This window comes from Alterinioella sp. B-7 (genome assembly GCF_056857775.1).
This window is the reverse complement of the sequence record NZ_JBSXNT010000036.1, coordinates 12,063-28,847: the sequence shown is the minus strand read 5'-3', so window position 1 is coordinate 28,847 and position 16,785 is coordinate 12,063. Positions and strand designations below refer to the sequence as shown.

The 16,785-nt window shown below is 65.8% G+C and carries 17 protein-coding genes, 1 tRNA gene and 1 pseudogene; 7 read left to right on the top strand and 12 right to left on the bottom strand.

Going from position 1 to position 16,785, the window contains the following annotated elements:
* Positions 1-18: 18 nt before the first annotated feature.
* Both AC13C7_RS13625 and AC13C7_RS13620 read right to left on the bottom strand, forming a co-directional pair.
* Complete coding sequence (locus AC13C7_RS13625; protein ID WP_482867812.1) at positions 19-267, bottom strand: DUF6552 family protein; 249 nt, start codon at positions 265-267, stop codon at positions 19-21.
* A complete protein-coding gene (locus tag AC13C7_RS13620; RefSeq protein WP_482867811.1) occupies positions 257-961 on the bottom strand; it encodes an SDR family oxidoreductase in 705 nt (234 codons plus the stop codon). Before AC13C7_RS13620 ends, AC13C7_RS13625 begins: the two co-directional genes overlap by 11 nt.
* Positions 962-1,078: 117 nt before the next feature.
* Here AC13C7_RS13620 and AC13C7_RS13615 point away from each other — a divergent pair, with 117 nt between their 5' ends.
* A complete protein-coding gene (locus AC13C7_RS13615) occupies positions 1,079-1,978 on the top strand; it encodes a LysR substrate-binding domain-containing protein (protein WP_482867810.1) in 900 nt (299 codons plus the stop codon).
* Between the two features lie 27 nt (positions 1,979-2,005).
* Here the strand turns inward: AC13C7_RS13615 and AC13C7_RS13610 are convergent, their stop codons facing one another.
* From AC13C7_RS13610 to AC13C7_RS13590, 5 genes are all read right to left on the bottom strand, one after another.
* Positions 2,006-3,079 (bottom strand): alcohol dehydrogenase family protein, encoded by a 1,074-nt coding sequence (locus AC13C7_RS13610; protein WP_482867809.1) that lies wholly within the window; start codon positions 3,077-3,079, stop codon positions 2,006-2,008.
* Between the two features lie 199 nt (positions 3,080-3,278).
* Positions 3,279-3,368: transfer RNA gene (locus AC13C7_RS13605), tRNA-Ser, on the bottom strand.
* A gap of 229 nt (positions 3,369-3,597) precedes the next feature.
* On the bottom strand, positions 3,598-3,927 hold the full coding sequence (locus AC13C7_RS13600; protein ID WP_482867808.1) for a hypothetical protein: 330 nt from the start codon (positions 3,925-3,927) through the stop codon (positions 3,598-3,600).
* Positions 3,924-6,407, bottom strand: a complete 2,484-nt coding sequence (gene ctaD / locus AC13C7_RS13595) for a cytochrome c oxidase subunit I (RefSeq protein WP_482867807.1) — start codon at positions 6,405-6,407, stop codon at positions 3,924-3,926. The genes AC13C7_RS13600 and ctaD overlap by 4 nt, the downstream gene beginning before the upstream one ends.
* Entirely contained in the window at positions 6,404-7,045 is a 642-nt protein-coding gene (locus AC13C7_RS13590; RefSeq protein WP_482867806.1) for a cytochrome c oxidase subunit II, read from the bottom strand. Before AC13C7_RS13590 ends, ctaD begins: the two co-directional genes overlap by 4 nt.
* Before the next feature lie 45 nt (positions 7,046-7,090).
* On the opposite strand from AC13C7_RS13590, the gene AC13C7_RS13585 reads away from it, so the two are divergent.
* The gene (locus AC13C7_RS13585; RefSeq protein ID WP_482867805.1) at positions 7,091-7,606 is read left to right on the top strand and encodes a DUF2231 domain-containing protein; all 516 of its coding nucleotides are present in this window, start codon (positions 7,091-7,093) and stop codon (positions 7,604-7,606) included.
* On the opposite strand, the gene AC13C7_RS13580 is transcribed toward AC13C7_RS13585, so the two are convergent.
* Both AC13C7_RS13580 and AC13C7_RS13575 read right to left on the bottom strand, forming a co-directional pair.
* Entirely contained in the window at positions 7,576-8,088 is a 513-nt protein-coding gene (locus AC13C7_RS13580; protein WP_172320603.1) for a CopD family protein, read from the bottom strand. The two genes, AC13C7_RS13585 and AC13C7_RS13580, sit on opposite strands and share 31 nt — an antisense overlap.
* Complete coding sequence (locus tag AC13C7_RS13575; RefSeq protein WP_482867804.1) at positions 8,085-8,810, bottom strand: cytochrome c oxidase assembly protein; 726 nt, start codon at positions 8,808-8,810, stop codon at positions 8,085-8,087. The genes AC13C7_RS13580 and AC13C7_RS13575 overlap by 4 nt, the downstream gene beginning before the upstream one ends.
* Positions 8,811-8,992: 182 nt before the next feature.
* Between AC13C7_RS13575 and AC13C7_RS13570 the strand changes: the two genes are divergently transcribed.
* Positions 8,993-9,991, top strand: a complete 999-nt coding sequence (locus AC13C7_RS13570) for an NADP-dependent oxidoreductase (RefSeq protein WP_482867803.1) — start codon at positions 8,993-8,995, stop codon at positions 9,989-9,991.
* An 89-nt stretch (positions 9,992-10,080) separates the two neighbouring features.
* Here AC13C7_RS13570 and AC13C7_RS13565 read toward each other — a convergent pair whose 3' ends face one another.
* Positions 10,081-10,539 carry an Lrp/AsnC family transcriptional regulator gene (locus tag AC13C7_RS13565; protein WP_482867802.1) on the bottom strand — a complete coding sequence of 153 codons (459 nt, stop codon included), beginning with the start codon at positions 10,537-10,539 and terminating at the stop codon, positions 10,081-10,083.
* Between the two features lie 126 nt (positions 10,540-10,665).
* Here AC13C7_RS13565 and AC13C7_RS13560 point away from each other — a divergent pair, with 126 nt between their 5' ends.
* From AC13C7_RS13560 to AC13C7_RS13550, 3 genes are all read left to right on the top strand, one after another.
* Positions 10,666-11,868: a methionine gamma-lyase gene (locus AC13C7_RS13560; protein WP_482867801.1), complete on the top strand. Its 1,203-nt coding sequence runs from the start codon at positions 10,666-10,668 to the stop codon at positions 11,866-11,868.
* A gap of 72 nt (positions 11,869-11,940) precedes the next feature.
* Entirely contained in the window at positions 11,941-12,390 is a 450-nt protein-coding gene (locus AC13C7_RS13555; protein WP_172320598.1) for a thiol-disulfide oxidoreductase DCC family protein, read from the top strand.
* On the top strand, positions 12,387-14,006 hold the full coding sequence (locus AC13C7_RS13550) for a saccharopine dehydrogenase family protein (RefSeq protein WP_482867800.1): 1,620 nt from the start codon (positions 12,387-12,389) through the stop codon (positions 14,004-14,006). The genes AC13C7_RS13555 and AC13C7_RS13550 overlap by 4 nt, the downstream gene beginning before the upstream one ends.
* Here the strand turns inward: AC13C7_RS13550 and AC13C7_RS13545 are convergent.
* Positions 13,996-14,076: pseudogene (locus tag AC13C7_RS13545) on the bottom strand (DUF933 domain-containing protein); the annotation flags it as partial. The gene AC13C7_RS13550 and the pseudogene AC13C7_RS13545 overlap by 11 nt on opposite strands.
* Before the next feature lie 50 nt (positions 14,077-14,126).
* Here AC13C7_RS13545 and AC13C7_RS13540 point away from each other — a divergent pair.
* Positions 14,127-15,512, top strand: coding sequence for a hypothetical protein (locus AC13C7_RS13540; protein WP_482867853.1), 1,386 nt, complete (start codon positions 14,127-14,129; stop codon positions 15,510-15,512).
* Positions 15,513-15,518: 6 nt separating this feature from the next.
* Here the strand turns inward: AC13C7_RS13540 and ychF are convergent, their stop codons facing one another.
* Positions 15,519-16,616, bottom strand: a complete 1,098-nt coding sequence (gene ychF / locus AC13C7_RS13535) for a redox-regulated ATPase YchF (RefSeq protein WP_482867799.1) — start codon at positions 16,614-16,616, stop codon at positions 15,519-15,521.
* Positions 16,617-16,785: the final 169 nt, after the last annotated feature.

Sequence of the window (16,785 nt, the reverse complement as noted above, 5' to 3'; positions counted from 1 at the left end):
TCCCCGCCGGACTTGCTCCTACCGACTGGCCATCCCCGCCAGCATCGAGCCGAGGGCGACGAGGTGAATCAAGATGAGGGCCTTGTCGTTCCAGAGCATGCCGACGACCAGCCAGCCCAAGACGCCCACGAGAAACAGGTAGAGGTTCCAGGGGCTCCAGCCGAAGCCGGTCGCGGCATAGCCGAGGATCTGCATGATCGACGCGGTCCATTTAATGACGAAAACGCCGCGCCCGTGTCCGGCGATCTGTGTCGCTTCAAACGCCACGCGTCAAACCTCCGTCGATGCGCCAGTTCTGGCCGGTGACATAGCCGCCATCTCCGGACGCAAGCCACGCAATCAGCGAGGCAACCTCCTCCTCCCGGCCGTAACGCCCCATCGGGATGCGGGCGCGTCGGTCTTCAGTCTCGGGCAGGCTGTCGATGAAGCCCGGCAGGATGTTGTTCATGCGGATATTCTCCGCCGCATGGCGGTCGGCGAAGAGCTTGGCGAACCCCGCCAGCCCCGCCCGGAAGATCCCCGAGGTCGGAAACAACGGATCAGACTCGAAAGCGGCGAATGTCGAGATGTTGATGATCGCGCCACCGCCCTGCGCCGCCATGATCGGCGTGACAAGACGGGTCGGACGGATCACGTTCATCAGGTAGACGTCCAGCCCGTCATGCCAATCCTCATCGGTCATTTCGAGGATGTCGCCCTTGGGCCCATGTCCGGCGGAATTCACGAGGACATCGACCCTCCCCCACCGATCCATCGCGCCATCCACCAGGCGGGCAAGGTCGGCGACCGACCGGTTCGACCCGGTGACGCCGAAACCGCCAAGCGCCTCGCCGAGGGCCTCGCCCTTGCCGGAGGAGGAAAGGACGCCAACCTTGTATCCATCAGCCGCAAGCCGTTTCGCCGCGCCGGCCCCCATGCCGCTGCCGCCCGCCGTGATCAGTGCTGTTTTTTCTATCGTCATGCTCCGTTCCTCCTTGCCGCATGTCGCATATCAATTTTACCTTCTCTTCTTGAAATAGGGCGCCTATGCTTGAATCACCAACCAGAAGCTCTGTCACGTGACAGTAGAAATTCTATCATGCCCGATGACGCCGCATTGCCGCCTTTGAACGGCCTCCGCGCCTTCTCTGCCGCGGGCAGGCACCTGAATTTCCGCGCCGCCGCCGATGATTTGGGCGTGACGCAGGGCGCCGTTGCCCAACAGGTGCGCGGACTGGAAGACCATCTCGGCCTGCGCCTGTTCCTGCGGCATCCGCGGGGTCTGTCCTTCACCGAGGAAGGGCGCACCTACCATGCGGCTGTCTCGCGCGCCTTTGCGCAGCTTGCCGAGGCGACGGATGCGTTGCGTCGCGCCCCCGCGCGGGCAACGATCAGCGTCACGCCGACCTTCGCCTCCAAATGGCTCATCCCGCGTCTGGCGGACCTGACCCGCGCCCATCCCGGCATTGATCTCCGCCTCACCGCGACCGAGCGGGTTGCCAGCTTTCACTCGGACGGGATCGACCTTGCGGTGCGGCAGGCACGCCCACCTTTCGGGGCAAGCCTTCGGGCCGATCTGCTGTTCTCGCAAGACGTTATCGCCGTCTGTTCCCCCGCGCTTGTCGCCAATCAGGATCTGCCGCTCGATGCCTTGGCTTTCTCGCGGATGACGTTGCTGCATGACACGCATGACCTCTGGCCGAAATTCTTCCAGTCGGCGTTCGGCCAGAGCGTGGACGCGCCACGCAGTCTGCGTTTCAACCAGACGACGCTCAGCCTCGATGCGGCCCTCGCGGGACAGGGGATTGCCCTTGCCAGCCGCTTCCTGGTAGCGCGGGACCTGGCCGAGGGCCGTCTCGTCCAGCCGGTCAGATGCAGCCTGGAGGGAGGTCTGGATTTCTACCTGCTTGCACCACGGCATATCGGGTCAGGGGCAGCGGCGCACGTTCGGGACTGGCTGCTTGGTCTTGCGCGTGATGAGGCGGGCAAGGCACGGTAGCGTGTCCCCATTCACGCCCGCGCGCGATCAACCCGGCACGTCGATGCCGATCTTGCCCATGTGGGATTTCTCAAGAAACGCCTCCTGCGCCGCGCGCAAATCGCGCAACGGAAAGCTCTCGGCCACAACGGGCCGGATCTCGCCCGCCTCGATGTAGCGCACGAGATCGGTGAAGACGCGCGGGTTCTGCCGGGTGCTGCCGATGAGGGTCAGGTCGCGCAGGTAGAGTGTGCGCAGGTCAAGCTCCACGATCGGCCCGGCGATGGCGCCCGAGGTCACGTAGCGCCCGCCAATGGCCAGCGCCTCCAGCAATTCCGGCCAACGCGGCCCGCCGACAAGGTCCAGCACCACGTCAAACCCGTCCATCGGCACCGCATCCTCGCGGGTCAGGGTCGTATCTGCCCCCAACCGCATCAGCTCCGCCTGCTTTGAGGCGCTGGTCACCGCCGTCACATGCGCCCCGCGCCGCTTGGACAATTGCACCGCCGCCGATCCGACCCCGCCCGAGGCCCCGGTGATCAGAACCCGTTCCGCCCCGAGCGCGGCGCGCTGGATCATGCCCTCCGCGGTGGAAAAGGCGCAAGGAAAGGAGGCAAGCTCCAGGTCGCTCAGCGCGCTATCGACCCGGATCGCGTGTTCGGCCTCGACCGTGGAGAACTCGGCAAAGGCCCCGTTGCGCTCGGACCCGAAAGTCACGAGGGCATGGGGATCCTCCGCGCCTGTCGGATGGTACATCGGCCGCACCAGCACACGCTGACCAATGCGCCGGGTATCCACACCGCAGCCCGCGGCAACGATCTCGCCACAGCAATCGGCACCCTGGATGCGCGGAAAGCTCAACGCGCCGGACCAGGCCCCGTCGGCATCCGAGGCGCCATCGTAACCAGTCGTCGCCGCCGATCCAGTGTCGCCGCGCACGGCCTTGGAATACCAGCCGGTGCGCGTGTTCACATCGGTATTGTTGACCGCCGATGCGCCGACACGGATCAAGACCTCGCCTTCCTCGGGCACCGGAACAGCAACATCGTCACGCCATTCCAGCCGGTCGAGCCCGCCATGGCCGGTCAAGAGAACGGCCTGCATGGTATCGGGACGGGGCATCGGTGGAAACCTCACTCGGATCGGGTCATGGAGTGATACAGCACAACGCGCAGATCCGCACGGACAATCAATCGTATCGGTATCAGGGGGGTGCTGCATTGCATGCGCATGATCCGCGCGGCGCGATAGACCGAAGACATGCCGTAATTGCCGAGAAAAGGCCCGCGTAACGAATTTATCCAATGGAATCAGAGGATAATGGCGGAGACGAAGGGATTCGAACCCTCGAGACGGTTTCCCGCCTACTCCCTTAGCAGGGGAGCGCCTTCGACCACTCGGCCACGTCTCCGCCGACGCGTATAGCCAAGCGAAGATGGGGATTACAAGGCGATTCTAGCCTTCTACCGAAAAAGCCCGACACGCCGGGGAACCGGCACAGGTCATGCTGTAACGCTCCGGGTTTGGACAAGATCTGATCATTCTGCGCTCCCGGATCAGCGCGCAATCGCGTGACGTGCATTGGGCAATGCCCCTGGGGCGACACTTGCGTTCCGGTGCCGCGCGGCTGCGGGACTTGGTCAGCCCACTGCACATGGTGCAAGCACGGCGACGGGATATAGCGTCCAGAGCGTTGCGATGAGTCCCGCCCAGGACATGGCGGTACTGGTCCATCGGATGAAGGGAGAGTCCGAACGGAAACGCTCGGAGCGCAGAGCCAAGAGCAGACCGACCTGCGCCAGAACAGCCGCAAGCCAGGCCAGGAACAGCAGCCATCGGAAGAGGGACATCACGGGCATCGCAACCTCTGGCCAAAGCAGCACGCAGCCGACCCCGTGCAGCCCGTAGATCGCACTGAAGCTGGCCAGCCAGATCAGCGGGGGCAGCAAGATGCGCAAGACGTCCCTCATACCAGGAATCCTGGAAGGTGGGCGGCGAGGAGGCTCAGTACCGCGATCGCCGCGAGGTAGTCGGACCAGAGCAGGACGATGGGCAATTCGGCCCTGCGCCGGGACGAGATGAAGCCGCGCCGGGCCCGCACAATGAGGAACGCCTGCATCAACCCGGCCAGCACGGCGTGGAGCATCACATAGGCGCCGAGGATCAGCAGAGTTGCCGCATAGGCATGGCCATCCGGTGGCGGCAGCCGGAGGATGAGCATCCCGAAAGTCAGGGCCGTTGCCAGCGTTGCCGCCAGCGCCAGCGCGAGGAATGGCACCGCGGTCTCGGACCGCCTGTTGCGCCGAATGGCCAGGCGCATGGCCAGGGCCGCCCCGACCGCCAATCCGGCACCGATCCCCAGTTCGGCAATTGACGGCGGCAGCCACTCAGGCGGCGGCCAGCCAGGGGCGACCGTCCACAGGAACGCGTAACCGAAGAGAAGCGAGCCAAAGAAGGTCGCGTTCGCGACCAGCAGGAAGACCGACCCCCACCAGCCCGGCGCGCGGTCGGTTTCACCCGCCAGCGGCAACACAGCCCCACGGCCCGCGTCCTGCGGTCCCTGATCGGCGCGGTCTCCCAACTGCCAGACCCAGACCAGCGCCAGGGTGGCGATGCCTGCCAGGGCGAAGGGCGTAAGCCAGAACAGTTTCAGCAGGATCGACAGGAAGAAGAGCCCGGTCACCGCCGCCATCACGATCGGCAACCGGGTGTTGCCAGGATAGATCACCAACGACTCTGGCCGTCCGCTGGAAATGTCCACGCTCAGCGTCTCACGCCGCCCGTCCCTGGGGGTGCCTAGGTAGCCCTCGCCACGGGCCAGCCGGTTGGGCAAGCCGGGATCGCCGTGAAGTGGCTCGCGCGAGGTCACCTCGGGCAGGCTGGCGAAGTTGTAGGCGGGTGGCGGCGACATGCTGGCCCATTCCAGCGAGCCCGCCCCCCAGGGATTGCGCCTGCCGCGCACCGCGATGAGGGCGTGTATCGCCACGTCGATCAGCACCATCGCCAGCCCGATCGCCATGACGAAACTGCTGAGGGACGAGACAAAGTTGATCGCGCCCCATCCGGTTTCGGCGTCATAGGTCTCGATCCGGCGGCGTTGACCCAGAAGCCCGACCCAGTGCATGGCAAGGAAGGTGCCGTGAAAGCCCAGGAAGATCAGCGCAAAGGCCATCTCGCCCAAACGGAAGAACCGCCTGCGCCCGGTGACCAGCGGCAGCCAGTAGTAGATCCCGGCGAGGATCGGAAAGACGAAGCCGCCGAACAGCACGTAATGCAGATGCGCGGTGATGAAGGCGGTGTCATGCGCCTGCCAATCGAAGGGCACGACGGCCACCATCACGCCGGTCAGCCCGCCGATGACGAAGGTGACGAAGAAGCCCAGGATATGCAGCATCGGCAGGTGCAATTCGGGCCGCCCCTTCCACAGCGTCCCGATCCAGGCGAAGACCTGCACCCCCGTCGGCACCGCCACCAGCGTCGAGGCCGCCGAGAAGAAGGCAAGTCCCATCTGGGGGATGCCGGTGGTGAACATGTGATGCACCCAGAGCCCGAAACTCAGGAAGGCCAGTGCCACCGCCGAGGCCACGATCCAGCCATAGCCCAACAGCGTCGTGCGTGCCATCACCGGAAGGATGGTCGAGATCACACCGGCGGCGGGCAGGAAGATGATATAGACCTCCGGATGCCCGAACAGCCAGAAGAGGTGCTGCCACAGCAGGCTGTCGCCCCCCAGATCGGCCTGGAAGAACGGCAGGCCGAAGGCGCGCTCGACCTCCAGCAGGATCGAGCCGAGGATGAGCGGCGGAAACCCCGTCAGGATCATCAGCGAGGTGACGAGGGCATACCAGGCAAAGATCGGCATCTTGTCCAGCGACATCCCCGGCGCGCGGTATTTCAGGATCGAGACGGTGAACTCGACGGCGGCGCAGATCGCCGAGATTTCCACGAAGGTGATCCCGATCAGCCAGAAATCGGTGTTGATCCCCGGCGAATACAGCGGCCCGGTCAGCGGCGGATACATGAACCAGCCGCCATTCGGCGCGATGCCGAAGACCAGCGCCACCAGCAGCATCAATCCGCCGAATACGTAGCACCAGTAGCCGTAGGCGGTGAGGCGCGGAAAAGCCAGGTCGCGCGTGCCCAACATCTTCGGCAGCAGGTAGATCGCCAGCCCCTCGAAGGTGGGGATGGCGAAGAGGAACATCATGATCGTTCCGTGCATGGTGAAGAACTGGCTGAAGGCGCCCGCATCGACGAAGGCCGAGTCCGGCGTCGCCAGTTGCGCGCGGATCAGCATGGCCAGAAGGCCGCCCACCAGGAAAAAGAAAAAGGCGGTGACCAGGAACATCCGGCCTAGATCGGTGTGGTTGACGCTGCTGGTCCAGCCCTTCCAGCCGGGTTCGGAGGCCCAGATGGCGCTCAGCTTGCGATGGCGGCGCAGGGCAGTCATGGCGTACTCCCTTCGAGGAATGCGGCCCAACCCTCGGCGTCATGGGCCTGAACCGCGAAGACGTGCCCGCGATAGCCTTCGCCATTATATTCAGCGGTCAGCCCGCGATAGGTGCCGGGCAGGTCGGCCTCGATTCTCAGCACGTTGACATGCCCCGGTATGGCGTCCAGCTTTCCGGCCAGCCGCGGCACCCAGAAGCTGTGGACCACGTCCACGCTGGTGATCGCGACATCGACGGGACGACCGGCGGGGATATGCAGCAGGTTGGCGGTGACATGGCCGGGCCGATCGTCATAGGTGAAACGCCACTCCCACTGGCGGGCCTCGGCGGCGACGCGCACCACGTCGGGGGCGGCGCGGGGCATGAGACGCTCACCGGCGGCCAGACCATAGGCCAGCAACGCCGCAAGGACCGTCATGGAGAACCCGAGACCGAGGCCGACGATCCAGATCTTCTCACGTCGGGCGTCACCGGCATCGGGCTGTCGCACCCGGAATGCGGCCACCACAAGCCCTGTCACCATCACAAGGATCGCCACCGCACCGGCCAGCATCACCCACCAGAGCGTTGCGATGCTGCGCGCGGCGGGACCGGCGGGATCGACGATTGAGAGGTCGCCGCTGCAACCAATCAGCAAGATGGACGTTGACCCTGCAGCCATGCCCCGGAGGAGACCGCGACCGTGACCAAGGACACTGCACCCGAAACGCCGGATAGGCTTGACGACCCGATCGCAGCCCAACCCGGCTATGACGAGACCGAGCCCCGCATCGCGCTGAGTGGTCACCCGATCCACGCCATGAGCGTCGCCTTCCCCATCGCGCTGTCCTTCTGCCTTCTGGGGGCCGATCTGCTCTATTGGTGGACCGGCGATCCCTTCTGGGCGCGAGCGGCGCTGTGGGCTGCGGGGACAGGGTTTCTCTTCGGGATGCTGGCGGGTTTTTCCGGAACCGCCGAGCTTCTGCTGGTCCGCGGGATCCGGTCGCGCGCGGCGGCCTGGACCCATGCGATCATCGCCGTCACCCTGCTGGCGGTATTGGGGACGAACTGGGGCCACAGGCTCGACGGCTATGAGGAGGCCGTGCTGCCCTATGGCCTCCTGCTGTCGGGGCTCGGTGCGGTCATGGTGGCATTCACGGGATGGCATGGCGGCAAACTCGTCTTCGATTATCGGCTTGGCACGTCTAAGGGCAATTGACCGCCGCGCGGTTCACGCAACCAGTCGGGCAGCGGAATTTCACCCAGTTCGGGCTTTCCCAGCACCAGGATCAGAATGATGAGGACCGGAACCAGCGTGGCGGTCACCGGCAGGTAGGGCCAGGGCGAGCGGGACCGTCCCGGTTTCTCGGCGACCTGTACGACCAGGTGGCCGATCCAGACATGCGCCGCCGAAAGCGCCGCGACGAACAGCAGCTTGGCATAGAGCCAGGGCACGAAGACCTCCCGCAGGAAGATGAGCCAAGTGCCCGCCACCACGGCAATGATGGCGGCCGGCGTGACGATGATGGCATAGGTCGTGTGCGTGGCGCTGCGGATGCGACGGTAATCGTCCGGGGTCACCGCCGGATCGTGGCGCGACAGCATGAGCGGCAAGGCCAGCAATCCTCCGCACCAGAGCATCAGCGCGGCGATATGCACGCCCTTGAAGAGCGCGACCAGGATGGTGTTCCAGTCGATCATGCGGCACCGGCACGAAGCGTCGCCCAACTCCGGCGCGCCACCACGACGCCGGCCACCGCATAGGGCAGACCGGCCGGCACCCACATCAGCAATCCGCCAAGCTGCTGGTCGGCCAGCGGGGTCAGGCCCCAAGCGAAGGGCGCGACCGCATGCGCGGCATAAAGCGGGTCCGGCGCAAATGTCAGGAGCGCGCCAAGCATCCCCATCTGCGCGAACCCCGCCACGATCAGCGCGATCGCCTCGATGGGCGAGCGGTCCGGGGCGAGCACCTCGCGCCAGAACCAGGTCGCGCTGGCCAGAAGGGATACCTGCATGACCCAGTAGACGCCGACATGGCCAAGCGCGAGGTCATAGGCCAGCGGGGCATGCCACGCCCAGAGAACGGCTGTCGAAACGATGAAGGCTGGCACCGCACTGCGAACCCGGCGGGCGGGCCAGACCTCAGCCAGAAGCGGGGCGGCGACGGCGACAAGCAACACGTGATGCACCACCCGGGCCGAGAACAGCGCCGAGGAGAGTGCACAGAGGGGCGAGACGAAGGCCAAAGCCAGAACGGCGATGGACAGCGCGCCTCTAGCGCCATGGCCTCGACTGCGCGCGACGGCGATGGACAGGAGAAAGAGGGCAACCAGCAGGATCGGATCGAGGTTCCAGCGCAACCAGAGGTCGCCCGGACCGGGTGCCGGTCCGCAATAGGTTCCGATCCATGCATCGCTCAGCAAGGGCTTTCTGGTCCTTTTCCCATCTCCGCACGGCCAACGTTCGATAGGGGTCTCTTGTTCCCTTGATGCTGTTCGCAGCAGTTGCCTGCCCCGGAAAAGATCATGCGGGGCGGCATTTCGTGTTGTCGCGGATGCGGCCCTGGCGCAGTCTGCGGCGCGTCAGCAAAGCGAAAGGGTCCGCCATGATGAACACGCAAATCATTCTTGCCAATCGGCCCGTGGGGGTTCCGGGGCCTGAACATTTCGAGCGGCGCGAAGTGCCCGTGGGCCTACCGGGTGAGGGTGAAGTGCTGATCCGGGTCACGCATTGGTCGGTCGATCCGGCGATGCGGGGATGGGCGAACGATGTGCCGAATTACTCGCCGCCGGTGGCGCTTGGCGATCCAATGCGCAGTTTTGGCGTTGGCGAGGTGCTCAAAAGTCGGCACCCGGATTACGCCGAGGGCGATGTGGTTCACGGGCTTTTCGGCTGGCAGACGCACAAGATCAGCGATGGCAGCGAGATCAGCCGCAAGGTGACAGAGACCGATCTGCCGCGCAGCTATGCCCTTGGAATCATGGGGCTGAACGGCGTGACCGCCTATTTCGGATTGCGCGAAAGCTGTGCGGCGAAGGCGGGGGATACCGTCGTAGTGTCGACTGGGGCGGGGGCTGTGGGGTCGGCGGTGGGGCAGATTGCGAAGATCATGGGGTGCCGGACGGTGGGGATCGCGGGCGGGGCTGAGAAGACTCGGGCCTGCATCGAAGACTTCGGATATGACGCGGCGATTGACTATAAGTCCCAAGACGTTGGTGGCGCGCTGGCGGAAGCCTGCCCGGATGGCGTGGACTGCTATTTCGACAATACCTGCGGGCCGATCTCGGATGCGGTGATGGCGCATCTAGCCCTCGGCGCGCGCATCACGATTTGCGGGACGGCTGCCGTAACCGATTGGAATCCCACGCCAATGGGGCCGCGCGTGCATCGGCAACTGCTGGTCGCGCGGGCGCGGATGCAGGGCTTTCTCGCCTTCGATTACGCCGACCGGACCGAGGAGGCGCTGGCCGCTCTGGCGGGGTGGTTGCGCGAGGACAAGCTGACCGTGCGCGAGCATTTTCTGGACGGGCCCGAGGCCGCGATGGATGCGATCGGGATGCTCTACCGGGGCGAAAACACCGGCAAACTGATCGTCCGCGTCTGACCCCGAAATGCCCGAAATGAGGGGGGTGCCCCCCGTACACCCCCCGATGCACCCCCTGTACACCCCCCGGTGCGGATCGTCGCGCCACCTCAGTCGATCTGGGGGAACACGCCGGAACGCTTGACCGTGCCGTAGACGAAGCTGGTGTCGATGGATCCGATGCCGCCGATGGTGTGGATGCGGTGACGGATGAATTCCTCGTAGGCATCCAGGCCCGAGACCACCACCTTGAGGAAATAATCCGTCCCGCCGGTCAGCATGTAACATTCCAGAACCTCGGCGAGACCGGCGACGCGCGCCTCGAACTGGCGCACGACCTCTTCGCTGTGACGCTCCAGCCTGATCTGGACGAAGGCCAGGATCGGCAGGCCGTAGGCGGCGCGGTCGACATCGGCGTGAAAGCCGCGAATGGCCCCCGAAGCCTCGAGGTTTCGCAACCGGCGCAGGCAGGGCGAGGGCGAGAGGCTGACCCGCTCGGCCAGCTCCAGGTTGGTCATCCGGCCATCTTGCTGCAAGGCGCGGAGGATCTGGCGATCCTTGCTATCCATTCTGCCCCCAATTTCGGCCAGCTCTGGCATTTAATGCCAATATCTACCGTCAAAGTGGCATAGATAGCAAGCACATGCCCCTGCCCCCATGCCATCCTGCCGCAAATCGCACATGAGGAGGCTGTCATGGCTGTCGGCAAGGGTTTTTCCACGCGCGCAATTCACCACGCATATGATCCGCGGCAGAACGAGGGGGCGCTGGTTCCGCCGCTGCACCTGACCTCGACCTTCACTTTCGACACCGCCGAGGCGGGCGGCGAGATTTTCGCGGGCGAGCGTCAGGGCCATTTCTATTCGCGCATCTCGAACCCGACCTGCGACCTGCTGGAGAACCGCATGGCGACATTGGAGGGGGCCGAGGCGGGCCTCGCGCTGTCCTCGGGGATGGGGGCGATCACCTCGACGCTGTGGACGCTGCTGAAACCGGGCGACGAGATCATCATCGACAAGACGCTTTACGGCTGCACCTTCACCTACCTGCATCACGGGCTGGAGAAATGGGGCGTCACCGTCACGCATATCGACCTGACCGAGCCGGAGACCCTGCGCGCCGCGATCGGCGAAAAGACCCGCGTGGTCTATTTCGAGACGCCCGCGAACCCCAACATGCGGCTGGTCGATATTCGCGCGGTCGCGGAGATCGCGCATGAGGCGGGGGCGACGGTCGTGGTCGACAACACCTATGCCACGCCCTACCTGACCCGGCCCATCGCGCTTGGGGCCGACCTGGTGGTACATTCCGCGACCAAGTACCTGGGCGGGCATGGCGATGTCGTGGCCGGAATCGTGGTGGGCCGCGCCGAAGAGATCACCGAAATCCGCATGGTGGGCATGAAGGACATGACGGGCGCGGTGATGGCGCCCTTCAACGCGATGCTGGTGCTGCGCGGTCTCAAGACGCTGGCGCTGCGGCTGGACCGGCATTGCGCCTCGGCCAAGGTGATCGCCGATTGGCTGGAGGCGCAGCCGGGTGTCACCAAGGTGCATTATCCGGGGCTGGAGAGCTTCGGTCAGGTCGCGCTGGCACGCCGCCAGATGGACCAGCCCGGCGCGATGATCGCCTTTGAACTGGAGGGCGGCATGGAGGCGGGCCGCGCCATGATGAACCGGTTGCAGATGATCCAGCGCGCGGTGTCGCTTGGCGATGCGGAAACGCTGATCCAGCATCCGGCATCCATGACACATTCGGTCTATACGCCCGAGGAACGCGCGGTGCATGGCATCGGCGACGGGCTGATCCGCCTGTCGGTGGGGCTGGAGGAGGTCGAGGATATTCTGGCCGATCTGGAACAGGCGCTGCCGACCGCCGCACGGATCGCCGCCGAATAGGGAGCCGTCGGCGTTTCCGGCTGAAGCGCGGGCTTGTGGCGGGGACGGACCTGGCGGATAGTCGGCCCCGCAATGACCCCGCCCAATTCCTATCGCGACGACCCCGACGTGCCCGCCTTCGATGACAGCGCGCCGGTTGCGGTGTTGGATGCAAGCTGCGCGATTTGCAGCTGGGGCGCGCGGATGATCCACCGGCTGGACAAGACCGGGCGCGTGCGCATCTGCCCGATGCAGACGCCGCTTGGCGCCGCGCTGATGGCGCATTACGGGCTGGAGGCGGAGGATCCTGAAAGCTGGCTGTTCCTCGTGGATGGCGTGGCGTATGCCGACAGCGATGCAATCATGAAAGCGGGGCGGTGCTTTGGCGGATGGGGCCGGATCGCCGGGGGGCTGCGCGTGCTGCCGCGTCCGGTGAGGGATTGGTTCTACCGGGCACTTGCGCGCAACCGCTACCGGCTGTTCGGGCGGGCCGATCTCTGCGCCCTGCCGGACCCGGATTTCCAGGCGAGGTTGCTGCGATGAAGGTGCTTTTGCTTGGCGGCTATGGCGTCTTCGGCGAACGGCTGGCGCGGCTTCTTGTGCGCGATGGCCATGCGGTCACCATCGCGGGGCGCGACCTTGGGGCCGCCGAGCGCCTGGCCACCGAGATCGGGGCCGGGGCGTTGCGGATGGACCGGGCGGGGGCGCTGGACGGGCTGGCGGGCTTTGAGGTCGTGATCGACGCCGCGGGGCCGTTTCACGCCTATGGCGGCGATCCCTACCGCCTGCCGCGCGCGGCGATCACGGCGGGGGTGCATTACCTCGACCTGTGCGACGACGCCGATTTCTGCACCGGGATTACCGCGCTGGACGATGCGGCGCGGGCCGCCGGGGTCTGCGTGATCTCGGGCCTCTCGTCGGTTCCGGCGCTGTCCTCGGCGGCGGTCACGGCGCTGGCGGGCGAGGAGCGGCCACGGGTGATCGACACCGCGATCCTGCCCGGAAACCGCAGCCCGCGCGGGCGGTCGGTGATGCGCTCGATCCTGTCACAGGCCGGGCGGCCAATGGCGGTCTGGCGCGGCGGGACGTGGGAGGAGGTGCCGGGATGGTCCAGCCCGGCGCGCTACACTCTGCCGGGTGGCACAAGGCGGCAGGGATGGATGATCGAGGTGCCGGACCTGCGCCTTTTCCCGGCGCATTTCGGGGCCGGGACGGTGGTGTTCCGGGCCGGGTTGGAACTGGCCGTGATGCGCTACGGGCTGGCCGCTTTCGCCATGCTGCGCCGGGTGGTGCCGGTGCCGATCTCAGGGCCGGTGCTGGCGGTGTTCAAGGGGTTGGCCGACCTGCTGGCCCCGTTCGGCAGCGGACGCGGCGCGATGTCGGTGACGGTGATCACGGGGCGCGAGCGGCGCAGGTGGCGGTTGCTGGCCGAGGATGGCGACGGGCCGTTCATCCCGGCGATTGCCGCGCGCGCCCTCCTGCGCCGGGACGCCTTGCCATTGGGCGCGCGGCCCGCGCTTGGGGTCGTCACGCTGGCGGAAGCCGAGGCCGCGATGCGCGACCTTCAGGTGCGGACGGAACGCGATACCGTGCCGTTCATGCCGATCTTCGAGGCCGTCCTTGGTGAAAGCTTCGCGGCCCTGCCCGCGCCGATCCGGCAGACCCACGTGACGGCGGACAAGAGCCGCTGGCAGGGGCGGAGCGAGGTGATGCGCGGGGCGGGGCTCTGGCCCCGGCTGCTGGCCGCGCTGGTCCGGTTTCCGCCCGCCAGCCCGGATGTGGAGGTGGAGGTCACGAAGACCGTGACGCGGCGCGGCGAGACCTGGGAGAGGCGGTTTGGCACGCGGCGGTTCCGGTCGCACCTGATCCCGACACGCGCAGGGATGACGGAACGCTTTGGACCGTTCACCTTCCTCCTGGGGCTGAGGGTCGCGGGGGAGGAACTGCTCTATCCGGTCAGGTCGGGCCGCGTCGGGCCGATCCCGATGCCGCGCTGGTTGCTGCCGGTCTCGGAGGCGCGGGAGCATGTGCGGGACGGCAGGTTCCATTTCGACGTCAGCCTGCGCGCGCCGATCACCGGGGCGCTGATCGTGCGCTACCGGGGCTGGCTGGTGGCGGCGACACCTGGCGATCCCGCCGCGCCGCCCGTCAGGTGTTGAACAGGAAATGCAGCACGTCGCCATCCTTGACGACGTAGGCTTTGCCCTCGGCGCGCATCTTGCCCGAAAAACGGTCCCCCCTTACGGTTAGGGAAACCTCGGGCAGGAGCGGCGTTGCGAATGGAATGGTGGGGCCTTTTTCGAGACTGGACGAACGCACATAGCGGAATCATCGCCTTTTTCGCGTTGGTGCTGTCGCTGCTGTTTGCCGTCCTGATCGGGGCGCGGGCACGGGCGGGCATCCCGTCGCTCGGCGATATTCTGAAGGACAGGGCATCCTGGCCGCGACTGACCCAAAGATGGCGGCGCGGGTGGGGCCAGGCCTATTTCGATGCCATCGCCGAGGTTCAGCAATTCGCGGTCGCCTTCTATGGGCCCAAAGCACTCTCCCTTCGCGCATTCGACCGCTGCCTGACCCTTGCCCTGCTCTATCCGATCCTGGCGGTTCTGCTGGGGTGGGTTGTGGCCAATGCGTATGATCCGGGTGGGTTGGCTTTGTTCCCGGATGAACCCCGGTTCCTGGTGCGAATCGGAAAGGCCATGGCCCTGATTGGCGCGTGGGGCATCTGTTTCTGGATCCTGAAAAACGCCGAAAAGTTTGCCGATTTTTTTGTTGACCGTTTGCTCGGCCCACTTGACACTGCCCCCGCCCGGACCGGTTTTCTGGCGAAGGCGGTCCGGGCGGGGTTTGAATTGCTTGCCGTTGCCGTTGCCGGTGCCTTTGCCGTTGCCGTTGCCGGTGCCTTTGCCTTTGCCGGTGCCGGTGCCGGTGCCGTTGCCGGTGCCGTTGCCTTTGCCGTTGCCGTTGCCGGTGCCTTTGCCTTTGCCTTTGCCGGTGCCGGTGCCGTTGCCGGTGCCGTTGCCTTTGCCTTTGCCGGTGCCGTTGCCTTTGCCGTTGGCAATCAAGAAGCGGCGGCGCTGATCCTGCTGCTCTACCTGGCCCTGCCAATCCTCAACGCGGTGGCCGATTGGCTGTCGATTGCCATAACGCGGCGGTTTCTGGCCCCGCTGGCAGAGGCCGCCACGGATGCGGCGAAACGGCCATCGCTGCCATTGATCCTGATGCGGTCGGCGTTTGATCTGGTGCTGGCGCTGATCTGTCTTGCCGGTCTGCTGGCCGCCATCGTTCTGGCCCTTGCGGTCTGGGACCGGGTCAGCCCCGGCACCCTGCCCTTTACGTGGCAGGCCTATTGGGCCGAAATCGCGTCGAACCCGCTGCGCGGCATCCCGCTCTACCTGATGATCGCCACGACGCTGCTGCCGACTGTTGTTCATCTGATCGCGGGATTTGGCGCGATGTTCACCTATCGCCGACAGGCGCTTGAGCGTGAGGCGGATATTCTTGAGGACAAGCTGAACACCGGTGCGGCGCTGACCGAGATCGAGCGCGGCGACATGGTGCGCCGGGTGCGGCGGGTCAAAGCTGCCGGGTTCGGCTTGGCCTTGTTTTGCTGCGCCGCGCTTTTCCTGTTGATCGTTTGGCCAGTCTTGCAGGTCGCGTTCTGACCTGGATTACGTATTGAACAGGAAGTGCAGCACGTCGCCATCCTTGACGACGTAAGCTTTGCCCTCGGCGCGCATCTTGCCCGCGTCTTTTGACCCCTGTTCGCCGTCATGGGCGATGTAATCGTCATAGGAAATCGTCTCGGCGCGGATGAAGCCGCGTTCGAAATCGCCGTGGATGATGCCTGCGGCCTTGGGCGCGGTGGTGCCGGTGCGGATGGTCCAGGCGCGCGCCTCCTTGGGGCCGACGGTGAAATAGGTCTCAAGGTGCAGCAACTCGTATCCGGCGCGGATGAGGCGATCGAGGCCCGCCTCCTCCAGCCCCATTTCGTCGAGGAACATGGCGGCCTCCTCGGCGTCGAGCTGGCTGATCTCCTCCTCGATCTGGGCGGAGATCACGACATGGGCGGCGCCCTGGGCCTCGGCCATGTCTGCGACCCTGGCGGAGAATTCGTTGCCCGTGGCCGCGGATGCCTCCTCAACATTGCAGACATAGAGGATGGGCTTGGTGGTCAGAAGTTGCAGCATCTTCCAGGCCTTGGCGTCATCGGGGGCGACCTCGACCATGCGGGCGGGCTTGCCGTCTTCCAGCATCGCCAGCGCCGCCTTGAGCAGGCGTTCCTGCTGCACCGCCTCCTTGTCGCCGCCGCGCAGCTTGCGGGTGATGGTCTGCAGGCGTTTCTCGATCGAGTCCATATCGGCCAGCATCAGCTCGGTCTCGATGGTTTCGGCATCCGCGACGGGGTCGATGCGGTCCTCGACATGGGTGACATCGCCATCCTCGAAACAGCGCAGCACATGGGCGATGGCGTCGGTCTCGCGGATATTGGCGAGGAACTGGTTGCCGAGCCCTTCGCCGCGCGACGCGCCTTTCACCAGGCCCGCGATGTCGACGAAGGTCATGCGGGTGGGGATGATCTGTTTCGATCCGGCAATGGCGGCGAGGCGGTCCAGCCGCGCATCGGGGACGGCGACATCGCCGACATTGGGCTCGATCGTGCAGAAGGGAAAGTTGGCGGCCTGCGCGGCGGCGGTGCGTGTGAGCGCGTTGAAAAGGGTCGACTTGCCGACATTGGGCAGACCCACAATTCCCATCCTGAATCCCATGATCCCTCTCCGCCTGGCTGATCCTGCGCGCCTTCTATGCGGATGCGGGATAGGGCGCAACGGGATAGGGCGAGGAGCGCCCGGAACGGGGGCGAGGAGCCGCTCCTCCGCCCCTGCCGGGCGTCCTCGCCTGTGCGGACCCCATTGATTTCCGGCGCGGCATTCGCCA

What these genes read in the sequence shown, in the direction of transcription:
- AC13C7_RS13620 (WP_482867811.1), bottom strand. Translation starts at nt 961, where the DNA reads ATGACGATAGAAAAAACAGCACTGATCACGGCGGGCGGCAGCGGCATG.
- AC13C7_RS13615 (WP_482867810.1), top strand. Translation starts at nt 1,079, where the DNA reads ATGCCCGATGACGCCGCATTGCCGCCTTTGAACGGCCTCCGCGCCTTC.
- AC13C7_RS13610 (WP_482867809.1), bottom strand. Translation starts at nt 3,079, where the DNA reads ATGCCCCGTCCCGATACCATGCAGGCCGTTCTCTTGACCGGCCATGGC.
- AC13C7_RS13600 (WP_482867808.1), bottom strand. Translation starts at nt 3,927, where the DNA reads ATGAGGGACGTCTTGCGCATCTTGCTGCCCCCGCTGATCTGGCTGGCC.
- ctaD (WP_482867807.1), bottom strand. Translation starts at nt 6,407, where the DNA reads ATGACTGCCCTGCGCCGCCATCGCAAGCTGAGCGCCATCTGGGCCTCC.
- AC13C7_RS13580 (WP_172320603.1), bottom strand. Translation starts at nt 8,088, where the DNA reads ATGATCGACTGGAACACCATCCTGGTCGCGCTCTTCAAGGGCGTGCAT.
- AC13C7_RS13570 (WP_482867803.1), top strand. Translation starts at nt 8,993, where the DNA reads ATGATGAACACGCAAATCATTCTTGCCAATCGGCCCGTGGGGGTTCCG.
- AC13C7_RS13565 (WP_482867802.1), bottom strand. Translation starts at nt 10,539, where the DNA reads ATGGATAGCAAGGATCGCCAGATCCTCCGCGCCTTGCAGCAAGATGGC.
- AC13C7_RS13560 (WP_482867801.1), top strand. Translation starts at nt 10,666, where the DNA reads ATGGCTGTCGGCAAGGGTTTTTCCACGCGCGCAATTCACCACGCATAT.
- AC13C7_RS13555 (WP_172320598.1), top strand. Translation starts at nt 11,941, where the DNA reads ATGACCCCGCCCAATTCCTATCGCGACGACCCCGACGTGCCCGCCTTC.
- AC13C7_RS13550 (WP_482867800.1), top strand. Translation starts at nt 12,387, where the DNA reads ATGAAGGTGCTTTTGCTTGGCGGCTATGGCGTCTTCGGCGAACGGCTG.
- AC13C7_RS13540 (WP_482867853.1), top strand. Translation starts at nt 14,127, where the DNA reads ATGGAATGGTGGGGCCTTTTTCGAGACTGGACGAACGCACATAGCGGA.
- ychF (WP_482867799.1), bottom strand. Translation starts at nt 16,616, where the DNA reads ATGGGATTCAGGATGGGAATTGTGGGTCTGCCCAATGTCGGCAAGTCG.